This is a genomic window from Burkholderia sp. MSMB1072 (assembly GCF_001524725.1).
Taxonomy (GTDB): domain Bacteria; phylum Pseudomonadota; class Gammaproteobacteria; order Burkholderiales; family Burkholderiaceae; genus Burkholderia.
This window is the reverse complement of record NZ_LOYC01000018.1, coordinates 78599-99830: the sequence shown is the minus strand read 5'-3', so window position 1 is coordinate 99830 and position 21232 is coordinate 78599. Positions and strand designations below refer to the sequence as shown.

Sequence of the window (21232 nt, the reverse complement as noted above, 5' to 3'; positions counted from 1 at the left end):
TCATGAAATATATTTCGGTCTCTGGTGTGTTCTTCGTGACTGGACGCATACGTTGCGTAACGTGCTACTTGCTGGAAGCGCCGGGTGAGCCATCGATATGCGCCGCTTCGATCACGTGTTCCGTCTTGGATGCTTTCGCCGTGCAAATCGAGTCGAGCGACGTGTAGACCAACTGCTTGCGGTCTCGCGGTGGCAGGCTGTAGGAAAATTCGCATGTCTCGTCCGGCGCGTTGCCCCACTTCACGGTGAGCCGGCCGTTGTCGGTCGCACCTTGCAAGAAGAACTTTCCGCCTTGGCCGATGATTCCGATGTCGCTGCCTTTTTCGTCCTGTACCGCCGCACCGAACGGCGGCGATTTCCCATTCGGAAGGTGGACCGTGACCAACGCCGTGCGGCCGCTCACCGTCTTGAAGTGCAGCATCACGACCGAGTTCGCTCTCGGCGCGATCTGTTGAGCGGTCGTATCCAGCTGGACGTCCAGCGGCAAGCCGCGTGGATCGAGCGAAACGGTATTCAGGCTGTACGGCGTGAGGAAAGGCACGATTGCGTATCCGCGCCCGTCGACCGCCACGCCGGGCGCATTCTCGACGCGCGCGCCGGCGGCATCCGGCGCGTCGACCACGCCTACGGTATCGCCCATGCTCGGCGCCAGCGTCACACCGCCCGGGTGCGCCACCACGGCGCCGGACAGGGTCGCCGTTGCCCGGCTATACCCGTTGCCGCGGCTGACGCTGCCGCCGATCGTCGTGTACGGGCTCGCATATTGCGCATTCGCGTCAGCGCTCGATCCGGGGCGGGCGCGCGTCGCGGTTAGCCCGTAACTGAACTCGTTGTAGTCGCCTGCGCTGCCGTTGTACATGGCCTGCAGCGTCGAGCCCGCGTCATCGTCGCGCGTGAAGGTCGTGGTGAGGGTCGACGTATGCCCGTTACCGCCGAGTGGCACGGAAATGCTCGCGAAAATCTGGTTGCTCATGGCCGACGTCGTGCCCACGCGCTGCCGCGATACCGACACGGAGTAGCCGATGCTGCGGAACGAATTGCTATAGCCGGCGTTGTAGAACGTGTCGTTGCCGCCACGCCCCCAATAGTCGACGCGGTTGCCCGACATGAAGACGGACCCCCAGCGCTGTCCGAACGATTGCGACAGCGATACCTGCAACCGCGAACGAGGCCGGCCGGTCCACTGTATGTCGTTGCCGCGTTCGATCGCCTGCCGCGCCAGCATCGCGTCGCGGAACGTCCAGAATCCGCTGGACGAGTATCGAGAAGCGGAGGCGTTCACGAGCGTTTGAGTGACCGGCACGGATTTGCTGAAACTCACGCGGAAACTTTGTCCGCTGCTGTTGTTTGCCGGGCCGATCTCGGCGTGTGCATGGGTGACGTCGAAGGCGACCGCGCCGAAATCCGTGTTGACGGCCACACCCACGAGCGCCGAGTAATAATTCTGCGCGAGAATCGCGCCCGTATATCCTGTCAGCAGATTGGTGAACCCGCGCTGGACGGTCGACTGCAGCACCTTCACCTTCGATGTGATTTGCTGGTCGCGCAACTCGCCCGCGGAGGCCGTGACGCGATAGATTCCCGGGCGCAGCAGTTGCACGACCGACGCGTACGGCACGGCGAAACTTCGCTGGCTTCCGTCCGCCTCGGTGATCGTCACCAGCAGATTGCCGCCGTAACCCGTCGCATAGAGATCCTTGATCTCGAACGTACCGGGCGTCACGATCGTTTCGTAAAGCTTGATGCCGTTCTGCGTGACGGTCACACGGGCATTGGAGTTCGCGACGCCGCGAATGATCGGTGCATAGCCGCGCATCGATTCCGGCAGCATCTGATCGTCGGTGGCCAATTGAATGCCGCGCACACCGAAACTGTCGAAGAACTGCCCGTCGGTATACGTGTCGCCGATCTTTACCTGGCTCCGCAGGGACGGCACGTCGTGCTGCAGGTACGTGACGATGCTTTGATACTCGCGCGTTCGCCCGGTCGACCACGACATCGAGCCGTTGTGCCTGACGTGCCAGCTGCCGATGTTGATTCCCGCGTTCAGTCCGAGGTAGCCTTGGGAGTCGGCTGACTCGCCTCCTGTCGAACGCGAGCCCGTGAAGTTGTAGGCAAGTGTCGCCGACGGCACGCCGGCATCCCAAAGCTCCGGACTCACGTAGCCGTGCGGGTTCTGCTTCACCGCGATTTGCGGAACGGTGAGATCCAACCTCAGGTCGGATGGGTCGAAATCGACGCTGGCGTCGCCCACCATGGACCTCAGGTCCAGGCATTCGTCGACATTCGCGGAGGCCAGTCGCGCGCGGTTCTCCGGCGACAGCACGTCGAAATTCAGGCCGATGCGCTCGCCGAGCTTGCGGTCGAAGCACAGTGCGGCGTTCGCGCCATTGCGAGCACCGAACTTTACCGCCTGACGGCCCACCCAGTTTCCGTTCACGATCACGTCGACCAGATATTGACCGGGGACCACCGGATTGCCTTTCTCGAACCGGCTCACGTCGATCGACCGTCCGTCCGGCCCCAGCAGGAACTGACTGTCGAACTGGACGTCCTTCGTCGTCGTGTCGCCATTCGCACGAACAGGCTGCATCACGCTGGCTGCGCATAGCGTGAGCAACGCCACCAACGGTCTCATGACGATGCGCTTGCTTCCGGATTCGAGCGAATACGAATACATGATGATGGGAGAACTTGAGTGACCCGCGAACATGATCGGGAGAGCGGCCTGGGGCTCCGCATGCGTTGTCGCTCGAGCAGCGAGCGACGGAGGGCACGACGCGTGTCGCTACTTGCTCTTTGGGAATGTCGCGTTGATCTCCGCGCCGTAGTCGTTGATATAGCGATACTTGACTTCGAACGGCCCGGCGGCGGGCGTGACGGCGGACTTCTTCAGGAGGAACGTCGTGCTCCCTCTTGGGGCGACCATGCCGCCCACGCTGTCCGAATACGACTTGCCGTCGATTCCGGCGTCGATGTTCACGATCGTTACGTGATAGGCGGAGGGATTGTCCACCTGCACTTTCATTTCGCCGCCTTCCGGCACGGGCGTCCATTTCAGCTCGGTTGCAGCTGCGTCGGGGTTATCCGGCAGCGCCTTCGGCCTGAAAAATATCTTGATGCGGTAGCGGAATGCCAATTGCATCAGGTTCTCGTTTTCCGTCGACACTTGTGCCTTGGGCGGAACTTCGAGTACGTTCAGCCAGAAGACGGACTCCTTGTCCTGCGGCAGCGGCTCTCCGGTATAAATGAGGCGGAGCGTCTGACCTTTCCTGGGTTCCATGCGGAACAGCGGCGGCATCAACGTGAACGGCAGCTGGACGGCCCCAGGTTGCGCTTTGGGATCGCCTTTATCGAGCCACGTCTGCACCAGTGCGGGCGACGATCCTTCGTTGCTGAGCTTGATGGAAACCTCGCGCTCTCCGGCGGGATAGATCACCCGTGTGCCCATGATCACGACACTGCCGTACGCTGTCGAAACGCACGTCAGCAATACCGCGACGGCGGAACGCGCTGCTGTCTTCCATGGGAACATGTCTGAGAATCCGATTCTGATGATTAGGAATGCGAAGGCCCCCTGGCAAGGGGGCGGGGTTCATGCCGACGTGTTTCGATCAGCTGAAGTTCAGCGTGTACATGACCTGGGCTTGCACCGGGCCGGGCGTTGCAGCGCCGCCCGTTGCCACATACTGTGCGTAGAACTTCAGCGTGGCCGTCCCGTCCGCGCCGATCGCGACGACGTCGGCACCCTGAGTGGTAGGATCATTACCCAACGTGATCGGCTGGAACCCGCTGTTCAGCAAGCCCACTTCGACGTTGGTGGCATACGCCTTGCCGTTGGTAGCCGTGCCGGTATTGTTCTTGAGCCGACCGGTGTTGAAGTCGACCTGGGGGCCGGGTTCGAAGTAGACCGTCACGTTGCCCGACGCGGGCGTGCAATTGGTCAGCGCAATGGTCCACGGCGTACGCTCGGCGGTATCGCCATCCTTCTTGAGCGCCGACGTCGGCACCGATTTGAGCGTGACGGTGAAGTCGCTTTTGCCGGTGTTGTTGCCATTGATCGTGCAGGTCTGCGAGACGACTTCGCCGTTGAAATTGACCGTGCCGTCCGCGGCGTGCGAAATGCCCGGCATGGCGATGGCCAATGCCATCGCACTCACCGATAACGGTCCAAGGATTTTTTTGCTCATCTGGAACTCCTTCGCTGGTTGAGGCACTGCGCCTCTGATTAGTATGCCGAGCCTGCCCACGCCAATAACGAGTCGAATATGCCGGATAAGTGGAGTGGCCTCGTCGAGTACGAGGCGATTTCGGGCGACCACGAACACGGCCAGGAAATCTTCGGTGCCGATTCCACGTTGGCTGAATTCAATGGTCCCGTTCGATCGCTATTGGCGTGAACAGGCTCGGATCTCGCAGAGTCACGTCAGCTGCTCAATTTGCTTCGTCGGAAGCAGATTGTTTTTGGGGGGGAGACTGATCGGTGACAACGCACCAGCATTCTATCCAGTCTGATTTTGGCGAATACTTCTCGTGACAAAGATTGACAGAGTTATTTATGATTTATCGATTAACTGGATAATATTGGTATTTAAAAAATATTAATCAGGGCGCTTCCCGTATTCCGCAAACCCCGCGAATCGACGCCGGACCGACTTATAGGGGTGACGATACCCTGGCCCTGACCGGAGAAATAGCCTGGTTCAAAAGTGGAGAAGTTCGGCGCGATGTGTCCAGGCGGGACGAAGGCCATGCCACGAAGAGGAGCAAGTCTACGGAAGAGCAGATCGCATTCGCGCTGACGCTAGCCGAGCTGGGTACGACGATCGACGAGATCTGCCGCAAGCTCGGAATTAGCGACGCGACTTTCGACGACTGGAAGAAGAAATTAGGAGGGCTGGGACAGACGACGGGCGCTACTCGACCCAGCCGGAAATTCTCGCTTCCGACCGGGACCGAATCTGGTTCAGAGTCGAACGCCGAGCGTTTTGGGTCGGATATCGACAATCGCCAATCCGGAAACGAAAAACGCTGCTGAAGGCAACCTTCAGCAGCGTTACACGAGGAGCGCAAAGACCGCGCAGAATACCTGCTTGCGTCAGACCGTCTCGGGTTGCCGCACGGCCTTCGCGACATTGCGCGCCGGTGCGCCGTTCGCGACGAAGTACGGCACGTCGACACGTGCGAGCGGCGTGCGGCCGCGGATCTTGTCGGCGATCTTCTCGGCGATCATGATCGTCGGCGCGTTCAGGTTGCCGGTCGTGATGATCGGCATGATCGACGCATCGACGACGCGCAGCCCTTCGAGTCCATGCACGCGGCCTTCTTCATCGACCACCGCCATGTCGTCGTAACCCATCTTGCACGAGCACGACGGATGGAACGCGGTTTCCGCGCGAGCGCGCACGAATGCGTCGAGCTCCTTGTCGGTCTTGCAGTCGGCGCCCGGGTTCAGTTCGCGGCCGCGATAGCGATCGAGCGCCGGCTGCCGCATGATCTCGCGCGTCGCGCGAATCGCATCGCGGAACTCGCGCCAGTCGAGCGCTTCGGCCATGTAGTTGAACAGGATGCTCGGATGGTCGTTCGGGTCGCGCGAGCGCAGCTTCACGCGGCCGCGGCTCGGCGAGCGCATCGAGCCGACGTGCGCCTGGAAGCCATGCATCTCGATCGCGTTCGAGCCGTTGTAGTTGATCGCCACCGGCAGGAAGTGATACTGGATGTTCGGCCACAGGTCGTCGTCGCGCGTGCGGATGAAGCCGCCCGCCTCGAAGTGATTGCTCGCGCCGAGGCCCGTGCCGTTCAGCATCCATTCGAGGCCGATCTTCGGCTGGTTCCACCACTTGAGCGCCGGATACAGCGAGACCGGCTCCTTGCACTCGTACTGGATGTACATCTCCAGGTGGTCCTGAAGATTCTGGCCGACGCCGGGCAGGTCGAGCACGACGGGAATGTCGAGTTCCTTCAGCCATGCGCCGGGGCCGACGCCCGAACGTTGCAGCAGTTGCGGCGACGCGATCGCGCCGCTGCACACGAGCACTTCGCGGCGGGCGTGCGCGGTCGCGCGCTCGCTGCCGCGCAGATAGGTGACGCCCGACGCGCGCTTGCCGTCGAACAGGATGCGGTCGGCGAGCGCGTGCGTGACGATCTCGAGATTCGGCCGCACCTTCGCCTGATCGAGGTAGCCGCGCGCGGTGCTCGCGCGGCGGCCCTTCGGCGTGACGGTGCGGTCCATCGGGCCGAAGCCTTCCTGCTGATACCCGTTCAGGTCGTCGGTGCGCGGATAGCCGGCCTGCACGCCCGCATCGACCATCGCCTCGAACAGCGGGTTCACGCCCGGCTTGCTGGTGGTGACCGACACGGGGCCGCTGCCGCCGTGATAGTCGTTCGGACCGATGTCGCGCGTCTCGGCTTTCTTGAAGTACGGCAGGCAGTCGAGATACGTCCAGTTCTCGAGGCCCTTGTGTGTCGACCAGTTGTCGTAATCGAGCGCGTTGCCGCGGATGTAGCACATTCCGTTGATCAGCGACGAGCCGCCGAGCCCCTTGCCGCGGCCGCACTCCATCCGGCGGTTGTCCATGTGCGGCTCGGGGTCGGTCTCGTACGCCCAGTTGTAACGGCGGCCCTGCAGCGGATAGGCGAGGGCGGCCGGCATCTGCGTGCGGAAGTCGAAGCGGTAGTCGGGGCCGCCCGCTTCGAGCAGCAGCACCGTGACGTCCGGATCTTCCGTCAGCCGCGTGGCGAGCACGTTGCCCGCGGAACCCGCGCCGCAGATGATGTAGTCGTATTCGCGTGTCGTCATGACGGATCTCCTTCTCAGAACACCGGGTTGTAGCGGCCGAGCTCGACCTGCACCGACTTGATTCGAGTGTAGTGCTCGAGCGTCGTGATGCCGTTCTCGCGCCCGACACCGGATTGCTTGTATCCGCCAACCGGCATTTCGGCCGGCGATTCGCCCCAGGTATTGATCCAGCAAATGCCGGCTTCGAGGCGATGGATCGTGCGGTGCGCGCGCGACAGGTTCTCGGTCACGACGCCGGCCGCGAGGCCGTAGTGCGTGTCGTTCGCGCGGGCGATCACTTCGTCCTCCGATTCGAAATCGAGGATGCTCATCACCGGCCCGAAGATTTCCTCGCGCACGATCTTCATGTCGTCTCGGCATTCGCCGAACACGGTCGGCGCGACGTACTGGCCGCTGCCGAAGTGGCCGTCGGTCAGGCGCGTGCCGCCCGCGAGCAGCTTCGCGCCTTCGGCCTTGCCGCTTTCGATGAAGCCGAGCACCTTGTCGAGTTGCGCGGCCGACACGAGCGGGCCGAAGTTGGTGTCGGCATCGGTCGGCTTGCCGACGCGGATGCGCTTCACGCGTTCGAGCACCTTCTTCGTGAACGCGTCCTTGATCGAGCGGTGCACGAACACGCGCGTCCCGTTGGTGCAGACCTGGCCCGAGCTGAAGAAGTTGGCGGTCACCGCGATGTCGGCCGCGCGGTCGAGGTCCGCATCGTCGAACACGATCAGCGGCGACTTGCCGCCGAGCTCCATCGTCACTTCCTTCAGCGACGACGCGCCAGCCAGCGACATCACCTTCTTGCCGGTTTCGACGCCGCCGGTGAACGACACCTTCGCGATGTCCGGGTGGCCGGTGAGCAGCGCGCCGACCGAGCCGTCGCCCTGCACGACGTTGAACACGCCGGCCGGCACGCCGGCTTCCGTATAGATTTCCGCGAGTTTCAGCGCGGTGAGCGGCGTGACTTCGCTCGGCTTGAACACCATCGCATTGCCGGCCGCGAGCGCGGGTGCGGTCTTCCAGCAGGCGATCTGGATCGGGTAGTTCCACGCGCCGATACCGGCGCACACACCGAGCGGCTCGCGGCGCGTGTACACGAACGACTCGGCGCGCAGCGGCACCTGCAGCCCTTCGATCGCGGTCGCGAGGCCCGCGTAGTACTCGATCACGTCCGCGCCGGTGACGATGTCGACCGCGAGCGTCTCGCCGATCGGCTTGCCGGTGTCGCGCGTCTCGATGGCCGCGAGTTCGTCGTTGCGCTCGCGCAGCAAGTCGACCGCGCGGCGCAGGATGCGCGAGCGCTGCATCGCGGTCATCGCCGCCCATTCCCGCTGGCCTTCCTGCGCGGACGCAACCGCGCGATCGACGTCGGCCGCGCTCGCCTGCTGCACCTGCGCGAGCAGTTCGCCGGTGGCCGGATCGAAGGTGTCGAAAGTCTTGCCGCTCGTGGCGTCGACGTAACCGCCGCCGATGTAGAGGCGCTGCAAACCGTATACGGACATGAGGATCTCCTTGAGGGCGACTGCGTGACGCGTCAGTCGGACGCGAGCAGCAGGTCGATGTAATCGTGGGCGAGCTTCAAAGCGGCTCGGGTGTCGATCGGGCCGCCGGCGAGTGCGCCGCGCAGCCACAGGCCGTCGATCAGCGCGGCGAGGCCGCTGGCGGCCTCGCGCGCTTTGGCGCGCGGCAATGCCTTCGCGAACTCGGCGCACAGGTTCGAATGGAGGCGCCGCGTGTTGACGTGCTGCAGGCGCTTGAGCATCGGGTCGTGCATGCTCTGCGACCAGAACGCGAGCCACGTCTTCATCACGGGCGCGCTGACCTGCGTGTCGTCGAAGTTCGCGGCGACGATTGCGCGCAGCCGCGAACGCGGATCCTTGCGCGCGGCTGCGCGGCGGCGCGTGGTGGCCGACCACAGGTCGCGCAGCACGTGCCGCATCGTCGCTTCGAGCAGGCCGTCCTTGTCGCCGAAGTAATGGCTGACGATGCCCGTCGAGATGTTCGCGCGTTGCGCGACCGATGCGAGCGTCGTGCCGGGCAGGCCCGCTTCGTCGATCGAGCGCAACGTCGCATCGATCAACTGGGCGCGGCGTATCTCCCGCATTCCGACTTTCGGCATCGTGACTCCCTTCGCCCGGACGGGCCGTCCATGGAAGTCGGAATCCTAGCGGTTTTTTATTGAACGATCAATCAACAAAAAATCGGGGGCGAACGGAATGCCGTGTTCCAAACGGGAGGATTCGTCACGTCTGGAGCCCATGTGCAGGTGCGGAAAAACGAGTTGAAAGAAGGTTAATTAAGTTTGAATCTGTTTAAAACGGTTCACGGAAATTCGACGCAATCGGAAGCACCGTTTCCATGTTCGATTTCATTACGAAACGAAAGAATGTCGAAATCTGCAACATCGTTCACGATATGAAATCGTCAAACCGGATCGTGAAGCTGGCCGGCTTTCTAAAATCCGTTTCAATTGACCGATTGAAATCGATCAAACCATTGAATAAAAAAGAGAAATTTGTGATTTTTAGCGTCGGAAAGGGTGGCTCGCAAACGATTGCAGTCACCTCTTCTTGAATTCCTCATACCACGAAAATCGATAAATAAATTTGAATCTGGCGTATTTCCGGTCCGGGTAGAGGGATTTTTGGAATCGCTTGAGTAAGTAATATCGGTCGTATTAGTATGGCGCCGCACCATGAGGAATGAATGGCGCCGCGGGAAATTGCTGCGGTGCGTCGGCAACGAGCGCGTCGAACGACCGCGCACGGGGGCGGCGTCAGCCATTGCGCACTTGCAGCATGCCGCGACGTCGAGACGCCGCATCCACCGGAGAACGACGATGCCGACCGAAAAACACGTGGTCCCGCTACCGAATGGGCTGAAGGTATACGTCGAGCGGAACGTGTTCGACCCGGCCTTCGACACGGCGATGCTCGTCAACGGCGCGCTCGCGACGACCGCGTCGTTCGGCCAGACGGTCCAGTATCTCGGCGAGCGGATGAACACGATCTGCTTCGACCTGCCGTATGCGGGGCAGTCGCGCCAGCACAATCCAGGCTGCTCCATCCTGACCAAGGACGACGAAGCCGCGATCCTCCAATACCTGGTCGAGCGCTTCGCACCGGTGTTCCTCGTGTCGGTGTCGTGGGGCGGCGTCGCGTCGCTGTTCGCGCTCGCGCGCGGCTGCCCGAGCGTGCGACGCGCGGCGATCTGCTCGTTCTCGCCGTTCCTGAACGATGCGATGGTCGACTACGTGACGCGTGCGCGCGACCACATCGCGGCCGGCGAGAACCTGAAGGCCGCGCAGTTGCTGAACGACACCGTCGGCCGCTATCTGCCGCGCATCATGAAGCTGTACAACTACCGGTATCTCACGCGCCTGCCGCGCGACGAGCAGGACCAGGTCGCCTTCCACGTCGACCAGATCCTGTCGTTGCAGCCCGAGCGCTACTTCAGCGAGTTCTCGAACATCGGCTGCGAGCTGCTGTTCCTGAACGGCGAGCGCGACGAATACACGACGCCGGCCGACGTGCGTCAGCTCGGCGCGCACGTGGCGCGCGCCCGGTTCGCGACGGTGCCGGACGCCGGCCATTTCCTCGACATCGAAGGCCGTGCGCAGCGCGAATGCACCCGTGCCGCGCTGCTCGATTTTTTCTGTGGCGAGGCAACCCTCGCGACCGGCATCGCACGTGCCGCCGCGCACGCGTGCGTGCCCGCGCCGATGCCTGCGCTGTCGTCGTGACGTCGTCCGTCGTGCATCGGGCTCGTCCCGCGCATCCGAATTCCCATCCCAACGAGGCAGGCCAGCCGTGAATATCGTTCAGACCATCGCCATCGTCGTTCCGTGGGCCGCGTGGCTCGCGTACTGGATCGCCACGTCGCGGGGCGTCAAGACGACCGTGCGCAAGGAAGCGTCGCGCTCGCGCACGCTGCAGTCGATTCCGCTGATCGTCGGCGGCGCGTCGATCATCCTGCCCGATCCGACGTGGCAGGCGCTCGCGCCCGACTGGCAGCGCTTCGGGCTGCAGGCGCAGTGCGGGCTCGCGGTGCTGGTGGCCGGCCTGCTGTTCTCGGTGTGGGCGCGGCTGCATCTGGGCACGAACTGGAGCGTATCGGTCACGCTGAAGGAAGATCACGAGCTCGTGCGCACGGGGCCGTATGCGCTCGTGCGTCACCCGATCTACACCGGCTGCCTGGTCGCGCTGGTCGGCGCCGCGTTGATCGGCGGCGAATGGCGCGGCGCGATCGGCGTGCTGCTCGTGTTCGCGTCGCTCGCGTACAAGGTGCGCGTCGAGGAGAGCTGGCTGACCGGATATTTCGGGCCGGCCTACGTGCAGTACCGCCGCGAAGTGGCGGCGCTGATCCCAGGCTTTTACTGATCTGCGCGAGGCGCGCGATGGCGAAGATGATCGTGACCGCGATCGGCTCGGCGGGCGACGTGCATCCGATGCTCGGGATCGCGCGCACGCTCGCGGCGCGCGGTCACGAGGTCGTGTTCTGTACGCATGCGCCGTTCGAGGCGGCCGTGCGCCGCTGCGGGTTCGCGTTCGTGCCGGTCGGCACCGCGGCCGACTATGACGCGGCGATGGCGAACCCGGCGCTGTGGGATCCGCGCACGTCGTTCCGCACGCTATGGCAGGTGATCGCGCCGACGCTGCGCCCGCATTACGACGCCCTGCGCGCGCTGACCGATGCCGACACCGTGCTGGTCGGCACGCTGTGGGCATTTTCCGCGCGCTTCATGCAGGAACTGCACGGCACGCCGTACGTGTCGGTGCAGGTGTCGCCGTCGACGCTGCTGTCCGCGCATGCGCCGCCGACCCACCCGCGCCTGACGATTCCCGCACGCTGGCCGTTGCCGCTGAAGTCGGCGCTGATGACGCTGATCGAGCGGCAGGTGCTCGACCGCGTGTGCGGTCCGGCGCTCGACGCGGTGCGCCGCGAGCTCGGGCTCGCGCCCGCGCGGCGCGTGCTCGGCCGCTGGCTGCATTCGACCGACGGCGTGCTGTGCCTGTTTCCCCGCTGGTTCGCGCCGCCGCAGCCCGACTGGCCGTCGAACCATCTGCAAAGCGGTTTTCCGTTGTTCAACGATATCGCGACGCCCGACGACGATGCGGCACTCGATGCCTTTCTCGCGGCGGGCGAGCCCCCGGTCGTGTTCACGGCCGGTTCGACGCGCGTCGATCACGTCGCGTATGCACGCGCAGTGACGGAAGCGTTGCGCGCGACCGGCGCGCGCGGCATCCTGCTGACGCCGGACGAGCGCGCGACGGACGGCGACCGGCTGCTCGTGCGCCGTTTCGTGCCGATGCGCACGCTGCTGCCGCGTTGCCGCGCGCTCGTGCATCACGGCGGGATCGGCACGGCGGCGCTCGCGTGCGAAGCCGGCATCGTACAGGTCGTCACGCCGTTCGCGCACGACCAGTTCGACAACGCGCAACGCGTCGTCGCGAACGGCTGCGGCGTGCGGGTCGACGGCCCGCTCGACGGCGCACGGCTCGGCGCGGGGCTCGCGCGCGCGCTCGAAGAACCCGCGTTCGCGGTACACGCGGAGCGTACGCGCGCGCTGCTCGCAGCCGCGCCGGACGGCTGCGGCGCGGCCGCCGATTTCATCGAACGGTTCGTGCCCAGGCGCGGGCGGCTGGCCGTACGGGCCGATGTCGCGGTGGCCGGCGCATGAGCACCGCGTCGCCGCTTCACGACGGACCGGTGGCGCCGTCCGCGTTCGACGTGCCGGCGCCCGTGCCGGCCGCGCAGCCGGTGCGCGGCATCCGGCTCGCGCTGCTGACGTTCGCGCTGTCGCTCGCGACCTTCATCGAAGTGCTCGACTCGACCGTGACGAACGTCGCGGTGCCGGCGATCTCCGGCAGTCTCGGCGTATCCAACAGCCAGGGCACGTGGGTGATCAGTTCGTATTCGGTCGCGGCCGCGATCGCGGTGCCGCTGACCGGCTGGCTCGCGCGGCGCGTCGGCGAGCTGCGGCTGTTCGTCGGCGCGGTGCTGTTGTTTACGCTGACGTCGCTGCTGTGCGGGATGGCGCGCGACCTGCACGTGCTCGTGATCTGCCGCGCGCTGCAGGGATTGTGTTCGGGGCCGATGGTGCCGCTGTCGCAGACGATCCTGCTGCGCACGTTCCCGCCCGACAAACGCACGATCGCGCTCGCGCTGTGGGCGATGACGGTGCTGCTCGCGCCGATCTTCGGGCCAGTGGTCGGCGGCTGGATCGTCGACAACTTCTCTTGGCCGTGGATCTTCCTGATCAATTTGCCAATCGGGCTGTTCTCGTTCGCGGTGTGCACCGCGATGCTGCGGCCCGACGCGCAGCGCGGCGCGGCCGGCCCGATCGACGTGCCGGGCATCGTGCTGCTCGTGATCGGCGTCGGCTCGCTGCAGGCGATGCTCGATCTCGGCCACGACCGCGGCTGGTTCGATTCGCCGCTGATCGTCACGCTCGCGGTGGTCGCGGCGCTCGCGATCGTGTCGCTACTGATCTGGGAGGCGGGCGAAGCGCATCCCGTCGTCGATCTGAGCCTGTTTCGCGACCGCACGTTCTCGTTCTGCGTACTGATCATCTCGCTCGGGATGATGAGCTTCTCCGTGGTCGGCGTCGTGTTTCCGCTGTGGATGCAGGCCGTGATGGGCTACAACGCGTTTCATGCGGGGCTCGCGACCGCGTCGCTCGGCGTGCTCGCGCTCGTGTTCTCGATCCTCGTCGGGCTGCATGCGTACCGCTTCGACGCGCGCGTGCTCGCGACGTTCGGCTTCCTCGTCTTCGCGGCCGTGCTCGCATGGGACGCGCATTTCACGCTGAAGATGACGTTCGCGCAGATCGCCGCGCCGGGGCTGATCCAGGGGGTCGGCCTGCCGTGCTTCTTCATTCCGCTCACTGCCGCCACGCTGTCGCGCATTCCGGACGACCGGCTCGCCGCCGCATCGAGCCTGTCGAATTTCCTGCGCACGCTGTCGGCTGCATTCGGCACGGCGATGAGCGTGACGCTGTGGGACAACCGCGCGACCTATCACTACGACGTCGTGTCGCAATCGGTCACGCATGCATCGGCGAACACGCAACGCTTCGTGCATGCGTTGAACACGATGGGCGTGGACGGCGTGCGCGAGCTGACGACGCTGCATCAGGTCGTGATGCAGCAGGCGTACATGATGGCGACCAACGACATGTTCTGGATGGCGAGCATGACGTGCCTCGCGCTCGCGGCGATGATGTGGCTGACGCGACCCAGGCGCGGCGCGGCAGCATCGTTCGGGCATTGAGGAACGGACCATGACGACACTCGGCGCACTCGTGATCCTGTATCACCCGAGCGATGCACAGCTCGACGCGCTGCGCGGATGGCGGCACGCGTGCGACGCGCTGCTCGTCGTCGACAACACGCCGCAGCCCGATATGCGGGCCCGCGCGCTGTGCGCGCGCGAAGGTATCGCGTGGCTGCATCACGGCAATCGCGGCGGTATCGCGGGCGCGTACAACGCGGGGCTCGCGGCGCTGTTTCGCGATCGCGTCGACGCGGTCGCGCTGTTCGACCAGGATTCGTCGGTGCCGGCCGCGTATTTCCCGACGATGCGCGAGATCTGCGCGGCGCGCGCGGGGTGTGCGTTCATGGCCGGCCCGCGCATCTTCGACGAGAACGCGCGCAGTTTCCTGCCCGAACTCGCGACGAACGGCATCGGCTTGCGCCGCCTGCGCATCGAAGCGGGCACGCCGATGCAGCGCTGCGCATTCCTGATCTCGTCGGGCTGCGTCGTGTCGCGCGATGCGTTCGCCGTGCTCGGCCGCTTCGACGAGACGCTGTTCATCGATCACGTCGACACCGAATACAGTTTCCGCGCACTGTCGCGCAACGTGCCGCTCTATGTCGTGCCGTCGCTGGTGCTGCCGCACCGGATCGGCGCGAAACGGCGGCATGCGATCGGTCCTTTCCAAATGACGTCGATGAATCACTCGTGGCAACGGCGCTACTACAGCGCACGCAATGCGGTGCAGTTGGGCATGCAGTACGGGCTGCGCTTTCCGGTGGCGCTCGTGCCGAACCTGCTGACCGTGTGGCAGGTCGTGCAGATCGCGCTCGTCGAGCGCGACAAGCGCGCGAAGCTAGCGGGCATTCTGTTCGGCGTCGCGGACGGCCTGTTCGGCCGGCTCGGCCCGCTCGAGCGCACGCGGCCGCGTCTGGCCGCGCGGGCGCAGCGCGTTCGGCAGGGGTGAGGCGCGATGCGGCGTATGACGAAACCCGCGGGGATGAGGGGCCGCGCGACGATCGCGGCGGCGGCCGTGCTGCTGGCGTTGGGCGGATGCGTGCCGTCGGGCTTCCTGCCTTCGCTGTCGCTGCGCGCGCCGGCCGACGATGCGCTTGCGCGCACGGCCGGCGCCGGCGCGAACGGCGCGTGGCCGGCGCCCGATTGGGTGAAGCAGTTGCAGGATCCGCAGCTCGACGATCTGGTAGCCGACGCATCGCAGAATAGTCCCGATGTACAGGTCGCGCAGGCGCGGCTGCGGATCGCGCAGGCGCAGCTTCAGCAGTTCGATTCGCTGATGGGGTTGACGGGCACGGCCGGCGCGACGATCAGCCGCGCGCGGATGCCGAAGCCCGGCGATATCGCCGACGTCACGGCCGGCGGCTATCGCGTGCCGGTGCAGATCTTCGGCGATCCGAACGTGTCGCCGTCGTCGATCTTCGTCGGGCTGAACTATCAGCTCGACCTGTGGGGCAAGAACCGCGCGGCGACGAAGAGCCTGCTGTCGCTGCGCGACGCGGCCGGCGTCGAGGCCGAGCAGGTGCGGCTCACGCTCGCCGTCGCGATCGTCACCGTGTATTGCCAGCTGGACCAGGCGTACGCGATGCGCGACCTGTTGCAGCAGAAACTGAAGATCAGCCAGCGCGTGACGGCCGTGCTGCGCGAGCGCACCGCGCGCGGCCTCGACAACGCGTACGACGCGAGCGATGCGTCGATCAAGCGCAGCCGCCTGCTCGAACAGATCGCACTGAACGACGAGCAGATCAAGCTCGCGCAACTGCAACTCGGCGTGCTGTCCGGCCGTGGCCCGGAGCGCGGGCTCGCGCTGCAGCGGCCGCGCGTCGGCGCGTTCCCCGGTGGCGCGCTGCCGCCAAGGTTGCCGGCCGACCTGCTCGGCCGCCGGCCCGACATCGTCGCCGCGCGGCTGCGGGTCGAAGCCGCGTTCGCGAATGCCGACTCGACGCGCGCGCAGTTCTATCCGGACGTGAATCTCGTGGCGCTCGGCGGCTTGTTCGCGTTGACGCCCGCGTCGCTGTTCTCGCGCGATTCGCTCGCGGGCTCCGTCGGCCCCGCGATCTCGCTGCCGATCTTCGATCGCGGCCGGCTGAAGGCGAAGCTCGGCGCGGACGTCGCGCAGGCCGACGTCGCGATCGGGTTGTACAACAAGACCGTCGACGATGCGCTCGGGCAGGTCGCGCAACTCGTCACGTCGCTGCAGACGTCGCAGACGCTCGTCGCGCAGCAGCAGGACGCGGTCGCGGCCGCGCAGAAGATCGTGCAGATCGCGGCGGATCGGCATCGGCGCGGCGTGCTGATGCAGAAGGACGTCGATGTCGCGGATCTCACGCTGATCGACGAGCGCGCGCAGATGATCGCGTTGCTCGGCAAGCAGCGGACGCTGCGGGTCGGGTTGATCGGCGCGCTGGGCGGCGGGTTCGATGCGGGCGGCGGGGCGTCGGCGCCCGCTTCGGCATCGACGCCGGCCGTTCATCAAGCGCGCGGCGGCGCGGCGAAGCGAGGACCGGCGACGACGGCGGCGACCTTGAGCCGGGCGACCGCGACGGCGGCGCCGCCCGATGCGCGTTCGGCGGCCGGGACCGCGCGGCAGGCTGCCGGATCCGGCAGCACGTCGACCGACGGTGTCGCATCGCGCGACGCGGCGGCCCGTCCGTCGAATGCAGCCGCGGCGAGCAACGACCCGGTGCGCCGCGGCGTGCCCGATCCGACTCGTACCGCGTCCGCGAGCCCGGCGGCCAACCAGCCCGGCACGCCGGCCATTCCGCTGTTTCAGCATGACCGCCTGATCGTTACGCAAAGCGACTGATGCATCACGACAACCTTCATACCGCCGCGCCGCCGGCCGCACTCGACGGCGATCCGACTCTCGACGCGCGCCGTGCGACGCGCCGCAAGCGCTTCATGGTGTTCTTCGCGATCGTGCTCGCGGCTGCGCTCGCATGGCTCGCGTTCTGGCTGTTGAGCGAGCGCTACTACGAAGACACCGACGACGCGTATGTCGCGGGCAGCATCGTGCAGGTCGCCGCACAGATTCCGGGCACTGTGATCGACGTGCTGGCCGCCGATACGCAGACGGTGCGCGCCGGGCAGCCACTCGTGCGGCTCGACGATGCCGAGGCGTCGGTCGCGTTCGCGCAGGCGAAGGCGCAACTCGTGCAGGCCGTGCGGCAGGTCGCGAACGCGAAGATCTCGAACACGATGTACGTCGAAGCGGTGAACGCCCGGCGCGCCGACCTGCAGCTCGCGCAACGCGCGCTGGCCGCGCGATCGGGCGCGTCGGTCGAGATCGTCGCGCCCGAGGAACTGGCGCGCGCCCGCGCGGCGGTAGCCGGCGCGCAGGCCAACCTGGCGGCCGCGCAGGCGCAGCTCGATGCGGCGCGTGCGCTCGGCACTCGGCTGCCCGTCGACGAGAACCCGGCCGTCGTGCAGGCGGCCGCGCAGTTCAAGCTCGCGTACCGGAACCTGAAGCGCACGACGATCGTCGCGCCGGTCGACGGCACGGTCGGGCAGCGCTCGGTGCAGGTCGGCCAGCAGGTCGGGCCCGGCGTGCCGCTGCTGTCGATCGTGCAGTTGAACCGGTTGTGGATCGACGCGAATTTCAAGGAAGGGCAGATCCGCCACATGCGCATCGGGCAGCCGGTCGAGGTCGTGTCGGATCTCTACGGCTCGCGCGTCGTCTATCGCGGCCGCGTGCAGGGATTTTCGGCGGGCACGGGCAGCGCGTTCTCGATGCTGCCGTCGCAGAATGCCGCCGGCAACTGGATCAAGGTCGTGCAGCGCGTGCCGGTTGTGATCGCGATCGATCCGCGCGATCTCGCCGCGCATCCGCTGCGGGTCGGGCTGTCGATGCGCGCGACGGTCGACACGCACGATCGCAACGGCCACGCACTCGACAGCGAGCCGCCGACGCCGGCGGTCAGCACGCGCGTGCACGACGGCGTGGCGAGCGAGGCCGAGGCAGCCGCTGCGGCGATCATTCGGGAGAATCGGGGAGGGTAGCGGCAGGGTAGCGGCACGGCTCGTCGTGCATCGCCGCCGATGCGGGGGAACGAACGAGCGCGTCGTCGTTCCCCCGCGCGCAGGCGGTCACATTCCCCGCCTGCGCCGGGTCATGGTCAGAAGAACGCGAACTGGCCGCCGATCAGCGGCACCTGCGCCGCGTCGCCGGACGCCGTGTTGCCCTTCATCGACGTCATCGCGAAGCCCGCGAGCCCGCCGTAGCGCTGGCCGTAGCCCGGCGTGTAAGCGATCCGGCTGGTGGTCGACGATGCTTGCGTGGTCCCGAAGTCGGTGCCCACGATGCCGCCGAGCGTGGCGTTCAGGCCGCCGCTTACGGTGCCGGACGACGACGATCGGTCGATCGTGCCGCCGTTGAGGCCGACCAGGCCGCCGATCTTCGCGCGTGCGCCGCCGCTGACGCTGCCGCTTGCGTCGGACAGCACGATCGAGCCGCGCGTGTGGTTGCCGACGAGCCCGCCCGCATTGCTGTCGGCGCCGGCGGAAACGGCGCCTTGCGCATGCGACGAGGCGACCGTACCGATGTTGCGGCCGATCAGGCCGCCGGCGTCGCTATTGGCGAGAACCGATACCTTGCCGGACGCGTTGCCGTACTCGACGTGGCCGCTGTTCATGCCGACGAGGCCGCCTGCGGTGCCGTTCGCGCCGACGGAAGCGCTGCCGGATGCGCTGGACCTCGACACGCGACCGTTGTTGCGGCCGACGAGCCCGCCCGCCGTCGCATCGTTGCCCGCGACGGTGACCGTACCCGTGGTGTTCGATTTGTCGATCGTACCGGTGGCGGCGTTGATGCCGACGAGGCCGCCCGCCGTGCCGCGCGCACCGCTTGCGACATCGCCGCTCGCGCGCGATGCGGCGATCGTGCCCGCGTTGATGCCGACCAGCGCGCCGACGGTGCTTGCCGCGCCGGCAGCGACGCGGCCGGACGCGCCGGATCCGCGAACCGTGCCGTCATTGCGCCCGACGAGGCCGCCGACGGCCGTGCTGGTGCCCGCGACGTAGACCTGCCCGGCGCTCGTCGAATCGAGAACGTCGCCGGTGTTGATGCCGACAAGGCCGCCGATTCCGTTGGACCCGTTGTCGGGCAGCGTGCCCGCGGCGCCGATGGAGACGCTTGCGTCGGCGCGGCTGCGCGAGATCGTCGCTGTGTCGAGCCGGCTGTCCGGCGACGTGATGTTTTCGCCGACGAGCCCGCCGAGTGCAGTCGTGAAGCGGTCGCCCTGCACGCGGCCCGACACCGACGCGCGATCGATCGTGCCGCTCAGATTCAGGCCGACGAGGCCGCCGGCGACGTTGGTCGGGGAGCCGCCGCTCGTCACCGACACGTTGCGCGCGTGCACGTTCGATAGCGTGCCCTGCACGTTCGCGCCCACCAGCGCACCGACCATCGCGGGGCCTCGGCTGTAGTTCGCCGTGCCGCGTGCCGATACCGAATCGAGCGTCAGGTTCGCGATCGTGCCGACGTTGGACGCGAACAGGCCGACGAGCGGTCCGTTGTTGTAGACCGAGAACCCCGAGATGGTGTTGCCGAGGCCGTCGAACGTGCCGGCGAACGCCGTGTCGCCGCCGATGCTGCGGAACGCGCCGCTGCCCTTGATCGTATTGCCGAGCACGTAGCGGCCTTTCAGGTTCGCATCGACCGCACGCAGTTGTTCGACGTTGTGGATCACGCGATAGGCGTGCCCGTTTGCGCTGAACGACGCATTCGCGCCCGACAGCGTGACGGCTGCATTGTCGTTCAACACATGGCCGTTGCCCGAGTTCAGCGCGAGCGCGGCGTTCGCGCCGGTCAGCGCGAGCGGGCCGTCGATGTCGATACGCTTCGCGGCGTCGACCGCCAGTCCCGCACGGTCACCGTGCGCATTCAACGCGCGTTGCAGCTTCACGTTGCCGAGCTGCGATGCGAGCGACAGCGTGTGGTCGCTGCTCCAGTCGACCGCGCCGTCGGCCGACAGGTCGCCTGCCGTGCTGGTCAATGCGACGTCGGTCGTGCCGAGGTTGCGCGACAGCGTAGCCGCGCCGATCGTTGCGTTCGCATCGTCGGCGACGCGCGCGTTGGCCGTGTCGATCTTCCACGTGCCCGAGCGACCGTTCGCACCGCGCGTGTCGACCGTGGCATCGTTGGCAACGCGGACGTTCGTGCCGCGCGTCGCAATTTCGCCGCCGTTGCCGGCCGTGGCGCTCGCGTCGAGCGTGCCGCCGGCCAGCACGGTGCCGCCGTCGAGCGTGATGCGCCCGCCGTGGCTGTTCAGCCCGCGCGCCTCGATGGTGCCGGTGTTGTTGACCACTGCGCCGAGCAGATCGCCCGCGGCGCGGGCGGTCATCAGCACGTCGCCGCCGTCGGCCTTCAGCAGGCCGCCGTTGCTCGCCTGCGCGTCGACGGCGCCGCCTTCGACCTGCACGCTGAGCAGGTCGCTGCCGTCGAAGTTGACCTTGAATGCGTTGCCTGCACCGAGCGCGACGCGGCCCATCTTCGCCTGGATCACGCCGGTGTTGGACACGCGCGCGCCGAGCAGCGCGACGCTGCCGCCGTCGGCCGCGGTGATGTTGCCGGCGTTGGCGACGGTCGCGGCGGACGAGCCGGCGAAGCGATAGTTGCCGGCGAGGAAGTCGGCGTCGGACAGGTTCTGCGTGGACGCGACGAGGCTGCCGACGTTGACCTGCGAGCCGGCGCCGAACATCACGCCGTTCGGGTTGACGAGGAACACCTTGCCGTTGGCGTCGATGCGGCCGTCGATCTGGCTGCCGCGCGAGCCGATCACGCGGTTCAGCGCGATGGACGAACTGCCGGGCTGGTGGAACGACACGCGTTCGCCGCCGGCGACGCCGAAGTCCTGCCAGTTGGTGATGAGCTTGTCGGAATGCTGATTGATGGACATCGTCTTGCCGTCGGCGGACGTGGCGATGTCGGCGTGACCGGCGACGACGGCCTGACCGGTGGGCAGTGCGTGTGCGGGCAGCGCGGCGAGGCCGAGCAGCGACACGGCGCCGGCTGCGACGAGCGTACTGCCGCCGGCTTTACCGCGTCGGCGCGCGGTTTCCCCGACCGCGTTCCAGCACGCCTGAGCGTGATTCCACACCAATGCATAGGTCTTGTTCATTGTTATCCTCGATAACGGAGTTGTTGGAGTCGATCAGTGGAACGAACTGACCGGTTGCGAAGCG

14 protein-coding genes and 1 pseudogene are annotated in these 21232 nt (G+C 66.4%); 8 read left to right on the top strand and 7 right to left on the bottom strand.

Translation table 11 applies throughout. The features are described 5' to 3' along the window. Positions 1-64 precede the first annotated feature (64 nt). The 3 genes from WS89_RS10680 to WS89_RS10670 all read right to left on the bottom strand — a co-directional run bounded on the left by WS89_RS10680 (position 65) and on the right by WS89_RS10670 (position 4190). Positions 65-2680, bottom strand: coding sequence for a fimbria/pilus outer membrane usher protein (locus WS89_RS10680; protein ID WP_059790871.1), 2616 nt, complete (start codon positions 2678-2680; stop codon positions 65-67). Positions 2681-2788: 108 nt separating this feature from the next. After that, positions 2789-3535 (bottom strand): fimbria/pilus periplasmic chaperone, encoded by a 747-nt coding sequence (locus tag WS89_RS10675; RefSeq protein ID WP_257128156.1) that lies wholly within the window; start codon positions 3533-3535, stop codon positions 2789-2791. 79 nt (positions 3536-3614) lie between these two features. After that, entirely contained in the window at positions 3615-4190 is a 576-nt protein-coding gene (locus WS89_RS10670) for a fimbrial protein (protein ID WP_059790869.1), read from the bottom strand. A gap of 539 nt (positions 4191-4729) precedes the next feature. Between WS89_RS10670 and WS89_RS34590 the strand changes: the two are divergent. Beyond that, positions 4730-4909 (top strand): annotated as a pseudogene (locus WS89_RS34590) (transposase); the annotation flags it as partial. 189 nt (positions 4910-5098) lie between these two features. On the opposite strand, the gene betA reads toward WS89_RS34590, so the two are convergent. From betA to betI, 3 genes are read right to left on the bottom strand one after another with little or no spacing between them, the layout of a single operon-like run. Then, positions 5099-6799, bottom strand: a complete 1701-nt coding sequence (betA, locus tag WS89_RS10665; RefSeq protein WP_059502263.1) for a choline dehydrogenase — start codon at positions 6797-6799, stop codon at positions 5099-5101. Positions 6800-6813: 14 nt separating this feature from the next. Next, on the bottom strand, positions 6814-8283 hold the full coding sequence (gene betB, locus WS89_RS10660; RefSeq protein ID WP_059502265.1) for a betaine-aldehyde dehydrogenase: 1470 nt from the start codon (positions 8281-8283) through the stop codon (positions 6814-6816). Between the two features lie 32 nt (positions 8284-8315). Then, entirely contained in the window at positions 8316-8900 is a 585-nt protein-coding gene (betI, locus tag WS89_RS10655) for a transcriptional regulator BetI (protein ID WP_059502267.1), read from the bottom strand. Between the two features lie 720 nt (positions 8901-9620). Here betI and WS89_RS10650 point away from each other — a divergent pair. The 7 genes from WS89_RS10650 (at position 9621) to WS89_RS10620 (ending at position 18049) form a co-directional block, all read left to right on the top strand. Then, a complete protein-coding gene (locus WS89_RS10650; protein ID WP_059790867.1) occupies positions 9621-10523 on the top strand; it encodes an alpha/beta fold hydrolase in 903 nt (300 codons plus the stop codon). Between the two features lie 67 nt (positions 10524-10590). Then, positions 10591-11160: a methyltransferase family protein gene (locus WS89_RS10645; protein ID WP_059790865.1), complete on the top strand. Its 570-nt coding sequence runs from the start codon at positions 10591-10593 to the stop codon at positions 11158-11160. 17 nt (positions 11161-11177) lie between these two features. Next, positions 11178-12461 carry a glycosyltransferase gene (locus WS89_RS10640; RefSeq protein WP_059790863.1) on the top strand — a complete coding sequence of 428 codons (1284 nt, stop codon included), beginning with the start codon at positions 11178-11180 and terminating at the stop codon, positions 12459-12461. Next, positions 12458-14053 (top strand): DHA2 family efflux MFS transporter permease subunit, encoded by a 1596-nt coding sequence (locus WS89_RS10635; protein WP_059790861.1) that lies wholly within the window; start codon positions 12458-12460, stop codon positions 14051-14053. Before WS89_RS10640 ends, WS89_RS10635 begins: the two co-directional genes overlap by 4 nt. A 10-nt stretch (positions 14054-14063) precedes the next feature. Beyond that, positions 14064-15002, top strand: coding sequence for a glycosyltransferase family 2 protein (locus WS89_RS10630; RefSeq protein WP_059790860.1), 939 nt, complete (start codon positions 14064-14066; stop codon positions 15000-15002). Positions 15003-15008: 6 nt separating this feature from the next. Next, complete coding sequence (locus WS89_RS10625; RefSeq protein ID WP_059790858.1) at positions 15009-16856, top strand: efflux transporter outer membrane subunit; 1848 nt, start codon at positions 15009-15011, stop codon at positions 16854-16856. After that, on the top strand, positions 16856-18049 hold the full coding sequence (locus tag WS89_RS10620) for an HlyD family secretion protein (RefSeq protein ID WP_059790856.1): 1194 nt from the start codon (positions 16856-16858) through the stop codon (positions 18047-18049). The genes WS89_RS10625 and WS89_RS10620 overlap by 1 nt, the downstream gene beginning before the upstream one ends. A gap of 116 nt (positions 18050-18165) precedes the next feature. On the opposite strand, the gene WS89_RS10615 is transcribed toward WS89_RS10620, so the two are convergent. Next, a complete protein-coding gene (locus tag WS89_RS10615; protein ID WP_059790854.1) occupies positions 18166-21168 on the bottom strand; it encodes a two-partner secretion domain-containing protein in 3003 nt (1000 codons plus the stop codon). Positions 21169-21232: the final 64 nt, after the last annotated feature.

What these genes read in the sequence shown, in the direction of transcription:
- WS89_RS10630 (WP_059790860.1), top strand. Translation starts at nt 14,064, where the DNA reads ATGACGACACTCGGCGCACTCGTGATCCTGTATCACCCGAGCGATGCA.
- WS89_RS10640 (WP_059790863.1), top strand. Translation starts at nt 11,178, where the DNA reads ATGGCGAAGATGATCGTGACCGCGATCGGCTCGGCGGGCGACGTGCAT.
- betB (WP_059502265.1), bottom strand. Translation starts at nt 8,283, where the DNA reads ATGTCCGTATACGGTTTGCAGCGCCTCTACATCGGCGGCGGTTACGTC.
- WS89_RS10670 (WP_059790869.1), bottom strand. Translation starts at nt 4,190, where the DNA reads ATGAGCAAAAAAATCCTTGGACCGTTATCGGTGAGTGCGATGGCATTG.
- WS89_RS10675 (WP_257128156.1), bottom strand. Translation starts at nt 3,535, where the DNA reads ATGTTCCCATGGAAGACAGCAGCGCGTTCCGCCGTCGCGGTATTGCTG.
- WS89_RS10625 (WP_059790858.1), top strand. Translation starts at nt 15,009, where the DNA reads ATGCGGCGTATGACGAAACCCGCGGGGATGAGGGGCCGCGCGACGATC.
- WS89_RS10620 (WP_059790856.1), top strand. Translation starts at nt 16,856, where the DNA reads ATGCATCACGACAACCTTCATACCGCCGCGCCGCCGGCCGCACTCGAC.
- betI (WP_059502267.1), bottom strand. Translation starts at nt 8,900, where the DNA reads ATGCCGAAAGTCGGAATGCGGGAGATACGCCGCGCCCAGTTGATCGAT.
- WS89_RS10635 (WP_059790861.1), top strand. Translation starts at nt 12,458, where the DNA reads ATGAGCACCGCGTCGCCGCTTCACGACGGACCGGTGGCGCCGTCCGCG.
- betA (WP_059502263.1), bottom strand. Translation starts at nt 6,799, where the DNA reads ATGACGACACGCGAATACGACTACATCATCTGCGGCGCGGGTTCCGCG.
- WS89_RS10680 (WP_059790871.1), bottom strand. Translation starts at nt 2,680, where the DNA reads ATGTATTCGTATTCGCTCGAATCCGGAAGCAAGCGCATCGTCATGAGA.
- WS89_RS10650 (WP_059790867.1), top strand. Translation starts at nt 9,621, where the DNA reads ATGCCGACCGAAAAACACGTGGTCCCGCTACCGAATGGGCTGAAGGTA.
- WS89_RS10615 (WP_059790854.1), bottom strand. Translation starts at nt 21,168, where the DNA reads ATGAACAAGACCTATGCATTGGTGTGGAATCACGCTCAGGCGTGCTGG.